This window comes from Corynebacterium sp. KPL1814, assembly GCF_000478175.1.
Classification (GTDB): Bacteria; Actinomycetota; Actinomycetes; order Mycobacteriales; family Mycobacteriaceae; genus Corynebacterium.
The window spans coordinates 9,172-22,033 of the sequence record NZ_KI515775.1; the positions used below are offsets into that span (position 1 = coordinate 9,172).

The window sequence follows — 12,862 nt, forward strand, 5'->3', positions numbered from 1 at the left end:
ATTCAAACCCCGGGTAATTGAGGCTTGTAACATGCCCCGAACTAGGTCGTTGGCATCCGTGGTGGACGTGCCTAGCTCATCAATCAGTTTCGCGATTTCTGGGTTAGCAAGCAGCTTCTTTTCAATCGCATCAATCTTGGCCTTATCAGCCGGATCTCGTCTCGCCATAGTAGTCATTCTGGTTCATCTCCTTATGCGGGTTAGGTTCCCACACACAAACCATTAGACACTCTCTTATGGCTGTCTTGGCTTCTAACTCAGCATGTGAAGGGGAAACCTCGATAGGGGAGCTCTTACATCTAATTTTCGTATCATGGAAAATACGATAACTAAATCCAACCGTAACCGTCCCACCATCCCTCACTAACGCTTTGTCTCTTCCCCAGTGACAATTGCTTAAGATCTCATCGCACTCAACGCGCGGGAACGTAAAAATCTTGTGGAACCACCAGCTCACCCAAGTTGGTTTGAAAACCGTGCGGATTTCACGGCAGTCCACAAAGTTCTCTACGTTTTTATCGTCTTCCAATTCTAGGTACCCTTTCTCAACAGGAATGGTCGAAGCAGGGGCCTGACCCCCGGACAGTGGACACGTCGGGGGTCAGGTCCGTCAGAGTAAGCTCTTCTACCGCAATACCGCTCTATATAGGAGCGGCTTGAGGTAACTCTGCTACTTGCCCGCGTGATTGCTACGGTGGCTGAAAGGTCATCATTACAACAGGATGCCCCATAAGAGTTAGAGCATTTCATGGATTAGTAATCCAGTGAATTTTTACCAACACCACCACAACATCAAAACCGACCGACGCGTCAACTACAACATGGACCTAGGCACCGGCACCGTACCTACCAAGTAGACCACCCGAAAGGACCACTGGCCACCCACAACACACACTGGCACTACACCTGGAAGCAATTCTTAGACCACAAAAAGAAAAAGCACCAGAAACTATTTGGTGCTTGAGAGTCCTGACTAGAGGACGAGCAGGTCATAGCGGGTGGATTTGACATCGGAAAGCCGCTTTCGGGCGCGCTCTAGGCGCTGCCATTGTTCCTGGGGGATGGATTTGCGGGCGATGGTGACGGTTTCAGCATCGGGGGTTCCCCAAGCAATGGGCATGGGGGAGATTTGCTGCCAATGCTCCTTATCGGAAGTAGAACGCTGGCCGGACACGGCGGCGACTGGAACCTTGGTGCCCACGGTGCGTTGGACGCCGGGAATGGAGGTCACCGTGCGCAGGCACGCGCCCCAACGCGGGGGCAGGGAAGGATCCACGTTGGTATTGACCAAAGCCATGAGGACCATGTCACGCTCGTTGACCTCCGCGATGACGGCGGGAGCCAGCGGATAGGAGTCATAGAGAGATTGCGCCGTTCCCACCTTGCTGGCGGCGGCAACGCCGACAATCGCCACGACAATGCCGAACAGGATAAGCCCTAATCCCAAGGTAATACCCCAAGAAAACCTCCACCACACGGCGGCACCGGCGATTACGAGAATCAGCCCGAAGATAAGCCCGGACACGCGCAGGCGGTTGGAATCACGAAGTAGCTCATTATTGGACTTAGCAAAGGACTCGTCAACGTCGAACTTAAAGATCTTCATTGTCCTAAGTCTACTGCGTCCATGAGCCGGTAGGCATATCCTTGCTCGGCGAGGAAGCGTTGGCGGTGCATAGCGTAGTCCGCATCTAGGCTGTCGCGGGTGACCAGGGTATAAAAGAGCGCCTCGGTTTCCTTCGGTCGCAGCAGGCGGCCAAGGCGTTGGGCCTCTTCTTGCCGGGAGCCAAAGGTGCCGGAGACCTGGATGGCTAGTGCAGCTTCGGGCAGGTCAATGGAGAAGTTGGCCACCTTGGAAACGACGAGGATGGCCAGCTCGCCCTCGCGGAATTGCTGGAAGAGCTTTTCGCGCTTGGCGGTAGAGGTGGTGCCATCGATGACGGGGGCATCGAGGTGTTCACCTAATTCGCGCAGTTGGTCCACGTATCCGCCGATGATGAGCGCTTGCTGGTCGTGGGAAGCAAGGATCTTATCGACGGCGCGGAGCTTAGCCGAGGCTTGGGCTGCGATGCGGTAGCGGTCGCGCGGCTGCGCGGTGGCATAGAGCATGCGTTCTTCTGGGTCCATATCTACACGGACCTCAATGCATTCCGCGGTGGCGATGTAGCCGGCCATTTCCAGCTCTTTCCACGGCGCATCGTAGCGCTTCGGGCCGATGAGGGAGAACACATCGCCCTCCCTGCCATCCTCGCGCACGAGGGTGGCGGTAAGCCCTAGCCGGCGCCGCGATTGCAGGTCCGAGGTCATGCGGAATACGGGTGCGGGAAGCAGGTGTACTTCGTCGTAGATAATAAGGCCCCAGTCGCGGGAATCGAAGAGCTCGAGGGCGCGGTATTCACCCTTGGTTTTCCGCGTGACCACTTGATAGGTGGCGATGGTAATCGGCTTGATTTCCTTCTTCTCGCCGGAGTATTCGCCGATATCGTTTGGAGAAAGCGTGGTGCGGCGCAGGAGTTCGTCGCGCCACTGGCGGCCGGCGACGGTATTGGTAACCAAGATGAGGGTGGTGGATTGCGCCTTTGCCATGGCGGCGGCACCGACGATGGTTTTGCCGGCACCGCAGGGCAGCACGACGACGCCAGACCCGCCGGACCAGAAGGCGTCGGTGGCGTATTCCTGGTAATCACGCAGGTGCCAGCCGTCCTCGTTGAGCGCGATGGGGTGAGATTCGCCGTCGATATAGCCGGCGAGGTCTTCGGCGGGCCAGCCGGCCTTGAGGAGTTCTTGCTTGAGGCGGCCGCGTTCTGAAGGAGCCACGGCGATGGTGTTGTCATCGATGCGCGAACCCAGCAGTTTTCCTACCTTGCCGCGGGAGAGCTCGGTGAGGATAGCGGGCTCTTCGGATTCGAGGATGAGCCCGTGGGCGGGGTGCGCCTGGAGGCGGACGCGGCCGTAGCGGGACATGGTCTCGGCGACATCGACAAGCAGCGATTGCGGGACCGGGAACCGGGAGTAGGTTTCTAGGACATCGACGACCTGCTCGGCGTCGTGCCCGGCGGCGCGGGCATTCCAGAGTGCCAGGGAAGTAATGCGGTAGGTATGCACGTGCTCTGGGGCGCGCTCCAGCTCCGCGAACGGCGCGAGGGCGGTGCGCGCAGCTGCGGAATCTGGATGATCGACTTCCAGCAAGACGGTCTTGTCCGACTGCACAATCAGTGGTCCGTTCATGCGTCTAGGGTAACGGAGGTGATGCGGTGCAGGGGAAACCGGATGGTGGAGCCATCGGCGGCGCGGGCATCGATTTGGCCACCGGCGACGGTCAGTGGGGTGACGGTGCGGGTCTTGGTATTGCCATTTTTATCGGCGTAGCCAATGGTGATGGGGCGTGCGGTACGTGCGGCGGCGTGAACCAGATCCAGGTTGGGCAGGCTCGGGGCCTCGCCGGTGGTGAGGTTGCGCAGCGCACGCGCGATATCCGGCGGCGCGGCCTGGGCGCGAGGGCTGGGTGTGGGAAGCGTTGCGGGCTCGGGCGCGATGGACAGGCTAGCGCCGTTTTCGTCCTCGGCAGCGGGGGAGAGGCCGTTTTCGCGCAGGCGCTCCAACAGCTCGCTGACGCGCAGCTGGGAAATCGCGACCGTGGGGGCCAGCAGGCGCAGCGGGGCGGCCTTCGCGGCGATCTGCAAGAGGGCTGGGTCCTCGCTGCGTAGGTAGGACAGGGCAGGGCCGGAGCGCAAGGTGCCGTGGCGCTTGGCGATGTCCTCGATGTGGAACGCCAGCGTATGCGGGACATCGCCATGCGCGGCGAAGAAGTCGCGGATTTCTGTGCCCGTCATCCCGCGGTCGAGGCCGCGGCGGAGTGAGGCATCGCTGATGCGGTAGACGCTGGCTAAACCGGGCGATTCTAGGTCCGCGAGGGACTCTAGAGTGTGATGGGCGGCAGGCTCGAGGGGCCCAGGTACGAGCACGGTCATATCCGCTTGAATCAGGAAATAATCGATGGTGTCTGGGGTTAAGGCATCGGCTGCAGCGAAGCCATCGATGAGCACGCTGGTAGCTCGCCCGAGCGCGATGGCACCTATCCATTCCGCCTCGTGGTGCAGCTCATCGATGGTCTCTGGGGAGGTATGCGTGGCAAAAAGTGGAAAGGAAAAATGCAGATCCGCTTGAAATTCAGCTGCGGAAAGCGGCTCTGCGGAGTGGAGGTAAACATCGAGGATATGCCGGCGGAACTTGGGCAGGCGATCGGTGCTGGCAGAGAGCACCCGGCCGGATTCCCACGGGGTCCAAGGGGAATGCTCCCAGGCGGTGAGGAGCACGCGCCACTGGGCGGCTAGTTCTGCATCGAGCCATTCTTGGGCGGAATCGGTGGGCGCGAGGAAATTTCCCTCGTACCCGGACGGTTCGCCGCGGTTGATTAGGCGTGCAGACAGGCCGAGCGTGATGAGGCGGCGCAGTTCTGGTTCCGCAATGTCGAGCTGCTTGCTGAGCTGGGTAAGCGGGCGCACGCCGACGGTTTTATCTTTGAGGAGTTCGATTGGTCGGGCGCCGAGGGCAGAAATGAGTTGTTGCATGCCGCGCACCGCGGACAGACCCGCGGCAGTACCGGCGTCATCGGCCTTGCGGTCTGTGGTGGGCTGGCCGCGACGCGCAGAGGGTTCGGTGGGGATGTGTGGGACGGTATGCCCCTTCATCGCGCGGTGCACCTCGCGCGGCAGGCGAACGGTCTGAGAGTCAACGCGCTGCAGGAGCTGCTTGTCAATCAAGCGCGGTACCGGGTGGGACGGATTGGTCTCTCGCGTGGTACCGATGCCATTGGAGCGCGCCAGGGTGGCAAGGACGTGGCGTTCGTCTTCGGCGAGGGCATCGATTGTCGCGGGTGATACATCGAGTTGATTAAGTAGTGACCAGCCCGTGGGGAGTGCGGGCATGACCTCTGGCGGGATTTGCACCGCGCCAAAGGCGAGGCCGCGTTCCTTGAGCTCGCGGGTGATGGCGGGGTTGCGGTCTTCTACCTCTGCAAGCTCCCCGCCGCGCTTGGCGATGTCCTCCAGCACCGCCAACTGCTGCGCGTTACACTCCGCTAGCGCTCGGGCGATGGAGGTGCGCAAGAGCAATCGCGTGGCCAGCGCCGCGATGGAGGGTGGCAGCGGGGTTAAAACGTCGGGACGGTGGCGAAGGATGGTGGCCAGTTCCTCTTCAGTGAGGGAATTAAGCCAGGTGCGAAAATGTGGTAGGTGGGAGGACTGAGTCATGATAAATCACAATTTTAGCGCTGGATTGAGTTACGTTTTTGCCCGAGGTTTGAAATAATAAGGCTATGTCGAATGAAAAGAATGGCTTTGTTTCCCCGGCGTGGCCGGACAATGAAAACCGCGAGCATGCAATTACGGAAATTTCTGCGCCTTTTGCTGGTGCCTCCAGCCCCTACGGCGATGATTTGGTGCTGCCGATGCCGGCAGAGAAGTTGAACTACGTTCATCCTTATACCCGCATCAACCGCTAAAAAAAATTCCCCTTGCCGCAGAAGGCGAGGGGAATTTTTATGCGCTTATTTAGCGGCTGAAGTTCTCAATTAGCTGTGCAACCGGGTCGATGACATTGCGGTTCGCGGAGTAGAACGCGTTAAAGTCGTGGCGGTTTGCGTGGTAGAAGTCGGTGAACTGTGCCGGCAGCTGCAGGCCGTAAGCGTTAGCGGTGTCCTTGATGAGGTTGTAGACGGCGTCTACAGCGAGCTCATCGGACTTGTTTTCTACTGCCTGCTGTACTGGCTGCGGTGCTGCAGCAGGTGCGGAAGGAGCGGTGCGCTCGGTCGGCGCGGAGTTCAGGCCAAGGGAAGCCGAGCACGCAGGCCATGCGCCCCAGCCCTGGTTAGCCAGGGTGCGCTCAGCGATGACAATCTGCTGCTCGCGGGTTGCCTGGTTAGCGGTAGGGGCAAATTCACCGCCGCCGTATGCCTGCCAGGTCTGCGCGTTGAACTGCAGGCCGCCGTGGTAGCCATTGCCGGTGTTGATGTGCCAGTCGCCGCCGGACTCACACTGTGCGAGGCGGTCCCAGTCGGAGTCAGGGGCAGCGGCGGCGTTCGGTGCCATGATGGCGGCGGCTGCACCCAAGGCAACGGTGCCTGCGGTGAACTTAGCGGCAAAGTGGTTAGTCTTAGCGGAGTGGCGTCCCATAAAAGTAGTCCTTTCCGTGGTGCCCGTTTTCATGGAAATGTTTTGCGCCTAGAAGAAAGGATGGGCGGGGAAACCTTCTTTGCGGCGACACTGGGGGCCAGCGTAGCGGTTTATAACGAAATAGTCACGTTCTGGGCACTAAATGGGAAAGAATTGAGACTATTGTGGTTCTGTCCGCAAAGTTTCCGCAGGTAGGCACATTGATGTGAACTATGTCACATTACATGTGGAACTTCTGTTCTGTATAACTTCCAGCTAAACTTAAGAATTTACCCAAGAGAAGAGGTGGATACCTATGCCCATTGGCAAAGTGAAGTGGTATGACGCCGAGAAAGGTTTCGGTTTCGTTAGCAACCCGGGCGATGAAGACGTCTACGTCGGCCGGAATGTCCTGCCCCAGGGAGTAGAAGAAATCTTTCCGGGCCAGCGCATCGAATTCGATTTCGCGGCGGGGCGCCGCGGACCGCAGGCGCTGCGGGTGCGCGTGCTGGACAAGCCGCGCCGCCGCACGCCGTCGCGTAAGCCGGAAGAGCTCGGCAGCATGGTCTCTGATGTTATGACCCTGCTGGAATCGCAGGTGCAGCCGGTGTTGAACTCGGGGCGCTACCCCGAGCGCAAAACCGGGCGCCAAGTAGCAGAAATCCTGCGCGCGATTGCGAAGGATTTAGATAGTTAATCATCCATGGTGGATAGGGACCACACGGTGGCGAGGGGGGTTTCTTCGCCATCGTCGTCGGTGCCAATCATGAGGGAGGAAACCTCCACCACCATAAGCCGGGGGCGCTCGCCAGTCGATGCCTCGATGGGATCTACCGAACCGGGGATATCCACCTCGGTCGTTTCATTCGCACCGTGAGAGGTTTCGTCATTGGCGGCGGGATCATCATAAATGGAGAGCACCTTCCATTCGTGATTAGAAATCTCCTCGGGGATCTCTAGGTGCAAGGTGTCATCTTTGCCCACCGTTAACTGGGGAACATCGCCTTCGGGGCACTCGGTTCCCGGCTCGCAGACGAGGTAGGGCGTGACCTCCTTGGAGTTATCTCCCACGGAGGCGGTAATCGCAATCTCACTCGGCTCTTTGCCTGGCCGCGAATTATGCCAACTCTGAAAGATCACCACGGAGGCGACGATGAGCGCCACGACTACGATGAGCGCGAGGATCTGCAGCAGCGACTTTTTCCTTGCTTCCTTACGGGTTGCCATGGCCCATTACTTTACTCGAACGCGGTAGAGCTCATCCCACCGCTTGCCGGTAAGCCAGAATTCATCGGTGCCCGCGATATGAGCGATGCCGTTTAAGACATCATCGGGATCGGAATACTTCGATTTATCGATGGCATCGGTAGAAATCACCGCGGTTACCTCGCCGGAGGAAGGATCGATGCGGTAGATATCGTTGGTTTGCCACACGTTGGCATAGACATCACCGTCCACGCATTCCAGCTCGTTGAGATCCTCCACGGGCGAGCCCTCGAGGGTGACCTCGGTGGTGGAGCGCTCCGCAAAGGTTTCCGGATCCATGTGCCGCAGGGTAGAGGTGCCATCGGACATGATGAGCTCGTCCTGGTTGGCGCATAGCCCCCAGCCTTCGCCGGCATAGGTGGCGGTGTCAATGTGCTGGAAGTCGCCGTCATAGCGCAGCGCCTGCCCGCGCTTCCAGGTCAACTGCCAGATGGAGTCGCCATATTGGGTAATGCCTTCCCCAAAAAGCGATTCATCCAGGGCGTGGTCTTGGAGGACCTCGCCGGTCTCAGGGGAGAAGCGGATGAGTTTAGATTCGCCCCATTGCCCAGTGCCGAGCAGGAGGTTGCCCGCGTCGTCTTCTTCTAGGCCTTGCGTGAAGGAGTTCTCCGGTAGTGGAGCGGTATCGAGGACCTCGACTGAAAGGTGCTCGGGAGCGGAAGGGGCCGAAGAATCAGAAGCATCAGAGGAACAGGCGGTCAAGGCGCAGCAGGGCACGGCAATGAGCGCGGCGCGGCGGAGAAACGACATGCACCATATGTACCACTGTTGGCTGGCCATCATGAATAATGAGGGGCGTGAGTAAGCGAAAAGCAAATCCGTTGATCGATTCCCGCGCCGTACGCATTGCGCGTGAGGCATTGGAAGAGGTGGGGGAAGGGGGCATCGGCAAGCATAGGGGCGTAGCCGGAATGGGCCGCAACGTTGTCACCCATCGCTTTGAAGCGGATATGCCAGGATACCCAGGCTGGGAATGGCAGGCCGTGCTCGCGTGCGCGGAAGGCTCGCGCTACGTCACCGTCAATGAGGTGGCGCTGGTACCGGGCGGGGAAGCGCTGCAGGCCCCGGAATGGGTGCCGTATGAGGACCGCGTGCTGCCGGGGGATTTGGGCCCGGGGGATCTTATGCCGCCGGCCGTCGATGATGAGCGCCTAGATGGAAATGAGCTTTCCGCCAAGGGCCTAGCGGATGCCAAGCAGCGCTGGCAAGAAGAATATGGCCCAACCTCGGAGATGGCGGCCAAGGCGCATCTGCAGTGCCGCACGTGCGCGTTTTATATGCAGCTGATGGATAACTTTGGGGTATGCGCCAATGAGTATTCCGCCGATGGCCGCGTGGTGCATGCGCGCTACGGGTGTGGTGCGCATTCGCAGACGCGGGTGAGTGAGGAGAAGGCGCCGGCCGCGGCCTTCGATGACGAAAAGCCCATTTACCAAGATTTTGAATTTGGGGATTAAAGCAGCACACTTAGGGCGTAAAAATACCGCTCTACGTGAAAGGGCACGGCGTGAAAGCCACTCTCGATCGCTATTTCCAGATTTCTGAACGCGGTTCCACCATTGGAACTGAGCTACGCGCGGGAACGGTCTCGTTCTTCGCCATGGCATATATTATTTTGCTCAACCCGCTGATCCTGGGCACGAGCCCGGATGCGGAAGGCTATACCTTGGGCGTGCCGCAGGTTGCGGCCGCCACGGCGTTGGTCGCCGGCGTGATGTCCATTGCCTTCGGTGCGATTGCGAAGTACCCCTTCGCCATGGCCGCGGGCCTGGGCATGAATACCTTCGTTGCCGTCAGCATGGTCGCCACCAGCGGGCTGACCTGGCAAGAAGCAATGGGCCTCGTGGTAATCGAGGGCCTTATCATCGTCCTGCTCGCCGTGTCCGGCTTCCGCACCGCGGTATTTGACGCCATCCCGCAGCCCATGAAGGCCGCGATGGGCGTGGGCATTGGCCTGTTCATCGCCATGATCGGTTTCGTGGATGGCGGGTTCGTTACCCGCGTGCCCGATGCCGCACAGACCACCGTGCCGGTGGGGCTGGGCATTAATGGCTCGATTGCCACCTGGCCGGCGGTGGTCTTTGTCATTGGTCTTATTGTTTGTGCCTTCATGGTCATCCGCAATGTGCCGGGCGGGCTATTTATTGCCATCATCCTCAACACGGTGATTGCTTTTATTGTTCAGGCGCTCACGGACTCCGAGGACTGGGGCATGGCCGCCCCGGAGAGCCCGGAGGCGTTGGGAGGCCTGCCGGATCTTTCCATCGTGGGCGATGTGAACCTGGTGGGCGCCTTTGCCAATATCGGGGTGATTTCCACGGTTCTGCTCATCTTCACCCTACTGCTGACCAATTTCTTCGATGCCATGGGCACCATGACTGGGCTGGGCAAACAGGCCAAGCTCGTGGATGACAACGGTAACCTGCCGGGCATGAAGAAGGCGCTGGTTGTGGAAGGCGCCGGCGCGGTGGCCGGTGGTCTGGGCTCGGCATCCTCGAATACCGTTTTTGCGGATTCCTCTGCCGGCATTGCCGATGGCGCCCGCACCGGCCTGGCCAATATCATGACCGGCCTGCTGTTTATCGCCGCCATGTTTTTCACCCCGCTCTATGAAATCGTGCCCATCGAGGCCGCTGCGCCGGTGCTGGTCATCGTCGGCGTGATGATGGCCGCGCAGCTCACGGATATCCCGTGGACTCGCATGGAAGTGGCCATCCCGGCGTTTTTAACCATCGTGGTCATGCCGTTTACCTATTCGATTGCCAACGGCATCGGCGTGGGCTTTATTACCTTCGCGCTCATGTCCACCTTTGCTGGTAAGGCCAAGCAGGTGCACTGGATCATGTGGCTACTGGCGGGCTTGTTCGTCATTTACTTTGGCATCGATCCGATTTCGGAGGCCATCGGCTAGCCTGGAAGGCATGCATATTTCTGATCCCCGTGACCCTCGCCTGGATGATATTCGGAACCTCAACAAATCCGATAAATCCGGCGAGGGTTTGGTCATTGCAGAAGGCCCCTTGGTGGCAGCCCGCCTGATGGAATCGCGCTTTCCCATGCGCTGCCTGGTGGGCTTTCCCCAGAAGCTGGAGGCCTTCTTTGCAGAGTACGGAGAGCCAGAGTGCCCCGTCTACGAAGTATCGCGTGAGACCCTCGCGGAGGTCGCAGGGTTCGATATGCACCGCGGGTTGGTTGCCGCCGCAAACCGCGCCCCAGAGCCGGAGGTGGGCGAGATTCTGGAGCATTCCCGCACCATCGCCGTGCTGGAGGGCGTGGGGGATCATGAAAATATCGGCGCCATTTTCCGCCACGCGGCCGGCATGAACGTTGATGCGGTATTGCTGGGCTCAGGTGCTGCGGATCCGCTCTATCGACGCTCGGTGCGCGTATCCATGGGCCACGTGCTGCGCGTGCCCTTTGCCCATTTGGAGGGCGGTTTCACCACCTGGCAGCGCTCGCTGCAGGCGCTTGCCGATGCCTCCTTTACCCTCATTTCCTTAACCCCCAACCCCCAGGCGGTGCACCTGGCAGAGGCCATGCACGGGCAGGACAAAGTGGCCATGCTGGTAGGCGCGGAGGGCCCCGGGCTTACCGAGCACGCAATGAAGGCCACCGATATCCGCGCGCGGATACCGATGGCCCCAGGTACCGATTCTCTAAATGTTGCGACCGCGGCCGCCATTTCCTTTTATGAGCGCCAGCGTTCCTTGAGCGACTTGAACGTCTGACGCAGCCAATTGCCAATCAACGAGCCGAGGTGCTTGGCGGTAGAAAGGATCTCATCGCCGGTGGAATCCGGCTCGGCATCGTGGTCCTCGTAGTCGTCATAATCGTTCAGGCCCAGCCTATTCGCTGATTGGGCGGCGAACTCGCTGACCGGTTGCTTTGGCTTGGGCGGATCGATCTTGGGTTCTGGGCGCCCGTCCACGGCATAACCCACGACATCCAGGTCTGGGCCTTCCTGTCCCACGGTGATGCCCAACCAGTGTTCTTGGGCGGCCTCCATGATGCTGTGGGGCCGAAACGGCAGGGAAATACCGCCGAGGGATTCGTCCTTTTCGCCGGCCCAAAACGGTGCCTCGAAGGGCTCGGGCAGGCCGGTGTCCTCGTAGAGACGGTCGCGGGAGGCACACAAGCTGCGCTTGAGCTCGCCGCCTTCCCACAGCGCGAAGCCCGCATAATCCTCGTCGGCATTGCTAACAAGCGCGATAACCCGCTGGGCAGGGATTGCACTTAAGAGGTCATTCGGCAGTTGGGATAATAGGACGGAATCGCCCTCGCAGACCGTTTGCACCACGGCAATCCCTGGGTAGCCGCCGATGTAGTACTCATTCGGATCCGTCTGCGCGGAGCGGTTCAGGGGGAATTGCCCAATCGGGGTGACCGGGAACTTGGGGTTGAGCTGGGCTAGGAACTTGCGGCCGAAACCGCGGTCCGCCTTGGGTTCGGTCTTGAGAACTTCTTCGGCGCCGGGCTTGGAGATGTACCACAGCGTGAGGACGGCATGAGAGATGTCCACTGTTTAGTCCCTCGGGCGCTTGGTATTGGAGCGAACGCCCAAGAGCACGTCCTCCCAGTGTGGGGTGACGGCCTTGCGGCGGCGCTTCGAGGGCTTGGGCTCGGAGGACGGATTCTGCAGGAATTCCTCTTCTTCCGTCTCTTCGCTGGAACCGGAAATATCGGTGACATTGGCGGGCTGATCGCCGTCAATGGCTTCGTCGTAGCGGCCGCTGCCCAAGGAAGTCAGCGATCGCACCGGCTGCACGAAGTCCGGGTCCGTAAGATCTGCCGCGACCGAGTTGCGGGCCTCGACCGTAGCGGGGGAGGACATGGACTGCTTGAAGGTCCATTCCGCCTCGTTTTCAGAAAGGCCAGCCTTCCAGGTCACGCGCACTACCCACGGCTCGCCCTGGTGGCGGTAGGCATCCCACGTGGACTCCGAGAGGGAGTGGCCGCGGGCGGCAAAGGAGCTCGCCAGTACTTCCCACAGGGTGAGCTTGGCCGGGCCGTCTTCGCGCACCGGGTGGGCCTGCTTGGCCACCTCAGAAATGCGGTTGCGCTCCAGCATGACCGGGTAGGCGAAGGGCTCGATGCGCGATTCATCGACATGCATCTCTTCCGCGAGCTCCGCGGTGGAGGCACCGGCACGGATGCGGTTTTGGATCTCTGCCGGCCGGATCTGCTTTTCTTCCTCTTCGTGGGAGGGCTTCGGCATCGGCGCTAGCTTCGGCGGCTCCGGCTTGCTAGCGGCGGGCGTGAGGGCGGAACGCAGCTCATCGGTGATGGGAAGGGAAAACTCTTCGCCTTCTTCGGTGCGTAGCACCAATGAGTCTTCGCTCGATTCGCTGTCAACGAGAAACAGCTCGCGCATAGTGTGGCGCTCCTTTGCCTATCGACGGAAGGACGGATCTGTGATGCAGTCAACTATAACGCGAAAAGGCCCC

At 60.0% G+C, this 12,862-nt stretch carries 13 protein-coding genes and 1 pseudogene; 5 read left to right on the top strand and 9 right to left on the bottom strand.

Going from position 1 to position 12,862, the window contains the following annotated elements:
• From HMPREF1257_RS11795 to HMPREF1257_RS03955, 4 genes and pseudogenes are all read right to left on the bottom strand, one after another.
• Nucleotides 1-168: pseudogene (locus HMPREF1257_RS11795) on the bottom strand (IS256 family transposase); the annotation flags it as partial.
• 805 nt (nucleotides 169-973) lie between these two features.
• A complete protein-coding gene (locus HMPREF1257_RS03945) occupies nucleotides 974-1,606 on the bottom strand; it encodes a DUF3239 domain-containing protein (RefSeq protein ID WP_023025839.1) in 633 nt (210 codons plus the stop codon).
• Nucleotides 1,603-3,228 carry a DNA repair helicase XPB gene (locus tag HMPREF1257_RS03950; protein WP_023025841.1) on the bottom strand — a complete coding sequence of 542 codons (1,626 nt, stop codon included), beginning with the start codon at nucleotides 3,226-3,228 and terminating at the stop codon, nucleotides 1,603-1,605. The genes HMPREF1257_RS03945 and HMPREF1257_RS03950 overlap by 4 nt, the downstream gene beginning before the upstream one ends.
• Nucleotides 3,225-5,252 carry a helicase-associated domain-containing protein gene (locus tag HMPREF1257_RS03955; RefSeq protein ID WP_023025843.1) on the bottom strand — a complete coding sequence of 676 codons (2,028 nt, stop codon included), beginning with the start codon at nucleotides 5,250-5,252 and terminating at the stop codon, nucleotides 3,225-3,227. The genes HMPREF1257_RS03950 and HMPREF1257_RS03955 overlap by 4 nt, the downstream gene beginning before the upstream one ends.
• 65 nt (nucleotides 5,253-5,317) lie before the next feature.
• Here HMPREF1257_RS03955 and HMPREF1257_RS03960 point away from each other — a divergent pair, with 65 nt between their 5' ends.
• Nucleotides 5,318-5,503, top strand: coding sequence for a hypothetical protein (locus tag HMPREF1257_RS03960; RefSeq protein WP_023017568.1), 186 nt, complete (start codon nucleotides 5,318-5,320; stop codon nucleotides 5,501-5,503).
• A 49-nt stretch (nucleotides 5,504-5,552) separates the two neighbouring features.
• On the opposite strand, the gene HMPREF1257_RS03965 is transcribed toward HMPREF1257_RS03960, so the two are convergent.
• The gene (locus HMPREF1257_RS03965; protein ID WP_023025846.1) at nucleotides 5,553-6,173 is read right to left on the bottom strand and encodes a resuscitation-promoting factor Rpf1 domain-containing protein; all 621 of its coding nucleotides are present in this window, start codon (nucleotides 6,171-6,173) and stop codon (nucleotides 5,553-5,555) included.
• A gap of 295 nt (nucleotides 6,174-6,468) precedes the next feature.
• Here HMPREF1257_RS03965 and HMPREF1257_RS03970 point away from each other — a divergent pair, with 295 nt between their 5' ends.
• Nucleotides 6,469-6,849 (top strand): cold-shock protein, encoded by a 381-nt coding sequence (locus HMPREF1257_RS03970; protein ID WP_005281859.1) that lies wholly within the window; start codon nucleotides 6,469-6,471, stop codon nucleotides 6,847-6,849.
• Here HMPREF1257_RS03970 and HMPREF1257_RS03975 read toward each other — a convergent pair.
• Both HMPREF1257_RS03975 and HMPREF1257_RS03980 read right to left on the bottom strand, forming a co-directional pair.
• Complete coding sequence (locus HMPREF1257_RS03975) at nucleotides 6,846-7,379, bottom strand: DUF2771 domain-containing protein (RefSeq protein WP_023025848.1); 534 nt, start codon at nucleotides 7,377-7,379, stop codon at nucleotides 6,846-6,848. The two genes, HMPREF1257_RS03970 and HMPREF1257_RS03975, sit on opposite strands and share 4 nt — an antisense overlap.
• A 6-nt stretch (nucleotides 7,380-7,385) precedes the next feature.
• On the bottom strand, nucleotides 7,386-8,201 hold the full coding sequence (locus HMPREF1257_RS03980) for a glutaminyl-peptide cyclotransferase (protein WP_023025850.1): 816 nt from the start codon (nucleotides 8,199-8,201) through the stop codon (nucleotides 7,386-7,388).
• Nucleotides 8,202-8,206: 5 nt separating this feature from the next.
• Between HMPREF1257_RS03980 and HMPREF1257_RS03985 the strand changes: the two genes are divergently transcribed.
• The 3 genes from HMPREF1257_RS03985 to HMPREF1257_RS03995 are packed head-to-tail and all read left to right on the top strand — an operon-like array spanning nucleotide 8,207 to nucleotide 11,146.
• The gene (locus HMPREF1257_RS03985) at nucleotides 8,207-8,875 is read left to right on the top strand and encodes a DUF3027 domain-containing protein (protein ID WP_023025852.1); all 669 of its coding nucleotides are present in this window, start codon (nucleotides 8,207-8,209) and stop codon (nucleotides 8,873-8,875) included.
• 50 nt (nucleotides 8,876-8,925) lie between these two features.
• Complete coding sequence (locus HMPREF1257_RS03990) at nucleotides 8,926-10,329, top strand: NCS2 family permease (RefSeq protein ID WP_023025854.1); 1,404 nt, start codon at nucleotides 8,926-8,928, stop codon at nucleotides 10,327-10,329.
• 10 nt (nucleotides 10,330-10,339) lie between these two features.
• Nucleotides 10,340-11,146 (top strand): RNA methyltransferase, encoded by an 807-nt coding sequence (locus tag HMPREF1257_RS03995; protein WP_023025856.1) that lies wholly within the window; start codon nucleotides 10,340-10,342, stop codon nucleotides 11,144-11,146.
• Here the strand turns inward: HMPREF1257_RS03995 and HMPREF1257_RS04000 are convergent.
• Nucleotides 11,107-11,937, bottom strand: coding sequence for a hypothetical protein (locus HMPREF1257_RS04000; protein WP_023025858.1), 831 nt, complete (start codon nucleotides 11,935-11,937; stop codon nucleotides 11,107-11,109). The two genes, HMPREF1257_RS03995 and HMPREF1257_RS04000, sit on opposite strands and share 40 nt — an antisense overlap.
• Nucleotides 11,938-11,940: 3 nt before the next feature.
• The gene (gene sepH, locus HMPREF1257_RS04005) at nucleotides 11,941-12,789 is read right to left on the bottom strand and encodes a septation protein SepH (protein ID WP_023017574.1); all 849 of its coding nucleotides are present in this window, start codon (nucleotides 12,787-12,789) and stop codon (nucleotides 11,941-11,943) included.
• Nucleotides 12,790-12,862: the final 73 nt, after the last annotated feature.